Below are 6,150 nucleotides of genomic sequence, written 5' to 3'. Positions count from 1 at the left end.
TATTCAAGTTTAAAAAAGAGAATGTGAGTATATTCAATAAATGTTTAATCATAACGGCCCTACTCTGCTGTACATTCGGGTTTTCTCAGCAAGACCCGCAGTACACACAGTATATGTACAACCCATTAGTAATTAACCCTGCTTATGCGGGAAATCGCGGTGTAACCAGCATTTTGCTTCTACACCGCAGCCAGTGGGTGGGTCTTGATGGTGCGCCACGTACACAAAATCTTTCGGTGCACAGCCCTATAGGTTTAGGTAAAGTAGGACTTGGTTTTAGTCTTGTAAATGATGCTTTAGGTCCCGCACGGGAAACTTATTTTAATGCAGACTTTAGCTACACAATAGAAACAGGTGCAGAAGGGAAGTTTAGCTTTGGTATTAAAGGATCATTAAATGTACTGGATGTTGACTTTAGTAGAACCAATCCTTTTAATTCGGGAGATCCTTTTTTAGTTAACATTGATAATAAGCTTTCTCCAAATGTGGGTGTAGGTATATTTTACCACGATTCTAAGTTTTATGGAGGAATATCTGCTCCTCAACTCCTGCAGACTTCTCACTTTGATAGAAGCGGTACGGCAGGAGCAGAAACATTTTTAGCAGAAGAGCGTATTCATTATTACGGTTTAGCCGGTTATGTATTTGATTTAAACAGAGATGTAAAGTTTAAACCCTCTACATTAGTTAAACTGGTAGCGGGAGCACCGCTAGCAGTTGATGTGAATGCAAACTTTTTATTTTATGACAAACTAACACTAGGCGCTTCCTACAGGTGGAGTGCTGCCTTAAGTGGTTTAGTAGGCTTTCAGGTTAATGACGGCTTACTCATAGGCTTTGCATACGATCGAGAAAGTACAGATTTAGGAAATGCAACTTACAATGATGGTACTTATGAATTATTCTTACGCTTTGAATTATTTAAAGAATACAATCGTATGCTAACTCCTCGATTCTTTTAAATGCAATTTCTAATTTAAAATAGCTTTAGGTATAGCCTAATTTTTAGGCTCCAAAACCGCATAGAGAAATCCGTATTTGATAAAACAAATACGGATTTCTTTATTTTTAAACTCTTCTATTTTGAAATAAAATTTTCATTTCTCAATCTAAATAGAAAGTGATCGATATGTGGTGAAGAGTTAAAAATTTGATTTTAAGATTATCAATTCAACAAAAAAAACTTCAAAATTGAACTTTCAGTAAACTCCATTATGTATTTCTATCGATAAGGTTAAATCATTTACATTTAACTTTAAATTAATATAAGTTTTAAAGAATATGCGTTGAAAACCACGTGTTTATTACGATTATAACTAATCGTGCTTCAAGATTCGCAGTGTTTGCTTCATTTCTTTTAGTGCACATGTTACCCTTCACATACATTTGTTTTATTGCAGCTTGTAAAAAAGCCAGTATTAATAACAAACAACATTAAACGATTTAATTATGAGTAAACTCAAACTCGCATTAATTGCACTAATTGCAATGCTCGGGCAAATTGCATTTTCGCAAACAACGACCATCACGGGTGTTGTCACTGATGAAAATGGCGCCCCGCTTCCCGGAGCCTCAGTTGTAGTTGTAGGAACAAATAATGGTTCACAAACAGACTTTGACGGAAATTACAGCATTACCAATGCTCCTTCAGACGGACAACTGGTTATAAGTTTTGTTGGCTTTTTTACGCAAACGATTTCAATAAATAATCAGCGTACTATAAATATTCAATTAAAAGAAGATACAGCTCAATTAGATGAAGTTGTTGTTGTAGGTTATGGTACCCAACGTAAAGAATCTGTCACAGGGGCAGTCTCCTCAATATCTGCAGACGAAGTTACCGCATTACCCGTAGTAAGCTTTGCAGAGGCTCTACAAGGTAGAGTTCCCGGTATACAGGTTACCAATTCAGGTGGACCCGGTACAGACCCTATTGTACAGATTAGGGGTGTAGGTTCTATTACCTTTGCCTCTACTCCACTTTATGTGGTTGACGGATATCCTGTAGGTGGTCTTGGAGATTTTGATAATAATGATATCGAGTCTATTTCGGTATTAAAAGATGCAAGTGCTGCTGCTATTTATGGTTCTAGAGCTGCAAATGGGGTTGTTCTTGTTTCTACTAAAAAAGGTCGAGCAAACGGAAAAGTAGAATTTACTTATAAAGGTTTTACAGGTTTTTCTGATGTTCCTAATACATTAAACTTACTTAACAGAGAGCAATACTTACAATTTGGCCGTGAATTATTAAGCAATGCAGGACAGGCAGAACCTGCACGTTGGGCAAATTTAGACACACCTATATATGCAGGCGCAACTCAAACGTTTGCACAAACAGATACAGATTATCAAGACGCTCTTTTTCAATCTGCAGTGACTACTTCACATCATATTGATCTAAGAGGAGGTTCAGATAAATCTCGCTTTTATGGTTCTTTTGGTTACTTTAAACAAGAAGGTATTGTCGTAGGAACCGGTTTTGATCGTTATAATTTCAGAATAAATTCTGATCATGAGATTACAGACTGGTTAAGTATTGGAGAATCATTAACACTTGCAAACGGAAGAAGAGAAAATGAGGGCGAACCTGGTGGTCGTACCAGTATTCAAAATACAATACGAGGTGTACCTTATATACCCTTACGTGATCCTACTTTAGCAGGAGGGTTTAGATCTCCTGATGGTGCAGATGGCACAGACCCAGTAAACCCGCTTATTTCTAGTCTTCTTAATACAAATGAAGATACTAACGTACGTATTTTAGGTACGGCATACGCAGATTTACGTTTAGTTAAAAACTTAAAATACCGTTTTACATTTGGTCTAGACTGGACAAGCGCTACAAATAGCGACATACAACCTATTTATTTTGATGGTTTTACGGGCAATAACGAAAATAAAATAAGAAAAACTACCAGTACGTTTTCAGGGAATTACTTTTCTAATCAGTTGAATTACGAAAATAGCTGGGGAGATCACAATCTAGACGTATTAGCTGTTGCAGAACGACAAGATTTTCAGCAAACAACACTTGAGGGTTATGGTGAGCGTGATAGCAACACCATTAATGTATTACAAGGTACAGTAAATCAAACCACTAGTTCTACATTAAGCGAAAGCAGTATTTTCTCCTTTTTAGGAAGGGTAAATTATGATTTTGGCGGTAAATATTTATTTAGTGCTTCAATAAGACGTGATGGTTCTTCTAAATTTTCTGATGATAACAAATGGGCAACCTTCCCGGGTATCTCTGCAGGCTGGAATTTAGCACAGGAATCTTTTATGGAAGATGTAGATAACATCACAGAATTAAAACTTAGAGCAAGCTGGGGTAAAATGGGGTTTGAAGGTATTGGCAATTATGAAAGTAATGCTGGTATAAGCACAGACACCTATGCAGTTATTAACGGCCAAGTGGTACAAGGTGCGTTTTTTCAAAGTTTAGCTAATAGCGCTTTAGAATGGGAAATTACTGAAATGACTAACATAGGTATTGATCTGGGTCTATATCAAAATCGAGTACAGTTTACTGCAGAATATTATAAGAGAACTACAGACAATCTTATTCTTATAGTTCCTACGGCAGACTCACAAGGTTTTCAAGGAAATACACTTGCAAACGTAGGTGCTATGGAAAACTGGGGACTTGACTTCTCTGGATCTTATTACTCTAAACCGGGTACTGCTTTTCAGTGGAATGCCAGTGCGAACATTGGTATTTTTAGAAACACTGTAAATGGTTTAGGATCGGGCCCTATTTTTGGCGGAAGAAATGCAGACTTCGGCGATACAGATATTACAAGAACAGCTGTGGGTGATCCTATACAATCGTTCTACGGCTATCGTGTTGAGCGTATTTTTCAAACTCAGGCAGAGATTGATCAGTTAAACGCAGCATCGCCTAATGGTGCTTATCAAGTTGCTCAGACCGCTCCCGGAGATATTAAATTTAAAGATTTAAATGGTGACGGCCAGGTAACTCCAGATGATCGAGAAGTAATAGGAAGTTTTATACCAGATTTTAGCTACGGATTAAATTTTGATGCAAACTATAAAAATTTCTTTATGAGTATGTACTGGTACGGTAATCAAGGTAATGATGTTTATAATGCGCTACAGGTTACAAGACAAGGTGGTGTACGTCTGTTTGGTCACGATGTAGCAGTTTTAGATGCGTGGACACCAGAAAATACAAATACAAGCATACCTCGTATGATAAGTGGTGATCCTAATGCGAATAATAGAACTTCAGATCGCTATCTGGAAGATGCATCTTTCTTACGATTACAAAATTTAAAAATAGGATATCAGTTTCCTGAAGAATGGTTAGGCAGAACTTTAAATGACAATGTTAGTAAACTAACTATTTATGTTTCAGGTAACAATCTGGCTACGTTTACAAAATATTCAGGTTATGATCCTGAGATAGGTGCCAGAGGAAATAATTTACGCGTACAAGGTGTAGATTATGGTCAATACCCAAGACCACAATCGTTTTTATTAGGTCTTGAACTCGGATTTTAAAAAGAAAAAAATTATGAAAAATATTAAGACAATTGTTACGCTGTGTGTTGGTTTTTGGGCAGTCACAGCTTGTGATTCAGAAGATTTAAATCTTAAAAACCCCAATGATTATTCGGTACCCACTTATTACCAAAACACAGCAGAATTACTAGCAGGTACAAATGCTATTTACGCGACTATTCAATCAAGTCAAATGTATGCCCGCGAATTCTGGTTTTTACATGATTTACGTGGCGATGATAATAAATCTGGTGGTGGTCAATTAGAATTGCCGCGCGCGGCACTTTTAAACGGTACAAATAATGCAGACAATGCGGTTGCAACCGCCGTCTGGAAAGGATCTTACACTGCAATTCTACGTGCAAATACGGTAATAGAACGTGGGGCAGAAACTCCAGACATCTCTGATGCAGACCGTAAAACCTTAATAGGTGAAGCTAAATTTGCCCGCGGTTGGATGTTTTTTGAATTAGGTTCCCTTTGGGGCGGTGTACCGCTTGCTACAAAAGTAGCTACAGACTTTAATGAAGGCTTTCCTAAAGCTACTCAAGAGGCTGTGCTTAATCAGGCAATCACAGATCTTAGTGAAGCCGCCGAAGCTTTACCACTCGCATCAAACACAGCCATAAAAGGTCGCTTTTCTAAAGGTGCGGCACTTGCAATGCTGGGCCGTGTATATATGTACACCGGTCAATATGGTCTTGCAAAAGATGCATTTGATGCTATTGTTGATTCTAAAGAGTATAAGTTAATAGACCAATATGACGAGAATTTTCAAGAAGAAAATGAATTTAATGACGAGTCTATTTTAGAAATAGGCTATGCTAATGCAGGTGGTTTTGACTGGGGTGGAACTGGTAATGGTACAAATGAACAAGCTGTAAGAACTCAGGAATATTCTCACATAGGATGGAGAAACCTAATACCTTCTAATGCCTTACTAAACGATTTTGAGCGTGTCTCTAAAGGTGACGCTAAGAATGATCCGCGGTTTGCAATGAGCTTTTACAAAACAGGAGATTTGTTTAATAATGGAACAGAAGTCGTACCTCCTGCACAGGGAGAAACTACCACCTTTGAAGGAGAGACTACAGAAATAAGCTGGAGAAAATACTCGTTAATGTATAAGGAAAATCCGGGTGGTTTTAAAACAGGTGGTATTAATATGCGTGTAATTCGTTATGCAGAAGTACTACTTAATCTTGCAGAATGTGAGCTTGAAGCGGGTGATCCCGCCCGTGCAATAACTCTTATGAATCAAATAAGAAGTCGTGCCAGTGTAAATATGCCCGGATATCCTACCGCAGCATATCCTGTAAATTCTGAACAACAGATTATGAAAGCAATTATGCACGAAAAACGAGTAGAATTAAGTTCTGAACAAGTTAGAAACAGAGATATTCTAAGATGGAGAAAAGAAGGAAAATTTACAGTTGAACCTCTGGCTAATTTTGAGCAAAAACTGTTGGTACTACCTATACCTCAATCTGAAATTGATAATAACCCTGCATTGACACAAGCTGATCAAAATCCCGGTTATTAGATTAGAATTAAAATATTTATTTGAGTTTGTTTCAAAATGCTGTGATCTTTTATCTGATCACGGCATTTTGACTTTCTGAGAAA

The 6,150-nt window shown here is 37.5% G+C and carries 3 protein-coding genes; all 3 read left to right on the top strand.

Annotated elements, in window-relative coordinates:
• The first annotated feature begins 23 nt into the window (after positions 1–23).
• The 3 genes from P164_RS16030 (at position 24) to P164_RS16020 (ending at position 6,067) form a co-directional block, all read left to right on the top strand.
• Complete coding sequence (locus tag P164_RS16030; RefSeq protein ID WP_028377339.1) at positions 24–962, top strand: type IX secretion system membrane protein PorP/SprF; 939 nt, start codon at positions 24–26, stop codon at positions 960–962.
• A 487-nt stretch (positions 963–1,449) separates the two neighbouring features.
• The gene (locus P164_RS16025) at positions 1,450–4,524 is read left to right on the top strand and encodes a SusC/RagA family TonB-linked outer membrane protein (RefSeq protein WP_035899936.1); all 3,075 of its coding nucleotides are present in this window, start codon (positions 1,450–1,452) and stop codon (positions 4,522–4,524) included.
• A gap of 13 nt (positions 4,525–4,537) precedes the next feature.
• On the top strand, positions 4,538–6,067 hold the full coding sequence (locus P164_RS16020) for a RagB/SusD family nutrient uptake outer membrane protein (RefSeq protein WP_028377337.1): 1,530 nt from the start codon (positions 4,538–4,540) through the stop codon (positions 6,065–6,067).
• The last annotated feature ends 83 nt before the right edge of the window (positions 6,068–6,150 follow it).

Source organism: Leeuwenhoekiella sp. MAR_2009_132 (assembly GCF_000687915.1).
In the GTDB taxonomy this organism is placed as follows: Bacteria; Bacteroidota; Bacteroidia; order Flavobacteriales; family Flavobacteriaceae; genus Leeuwenhoekiella.
This window is presented reverse-complemented; position numbering and strand designations above follow the sequence as displayed.

Coding starts and splice junctions, on each gene's coding strand:
- P164_RS16025 (WP_035899936.1), top strand. CDS start 1,450: ATGAGTAAACTCAAACTCGCATTAATTGCACTAATTGCAATGCTCGGG.
- P164_RS16020 (WP_028377337.1), top strand. CDS start 4,538: ATGAAAAATATTAAGACAATTGTTACGCTGTGTGTTGGTTTTTGGGCA.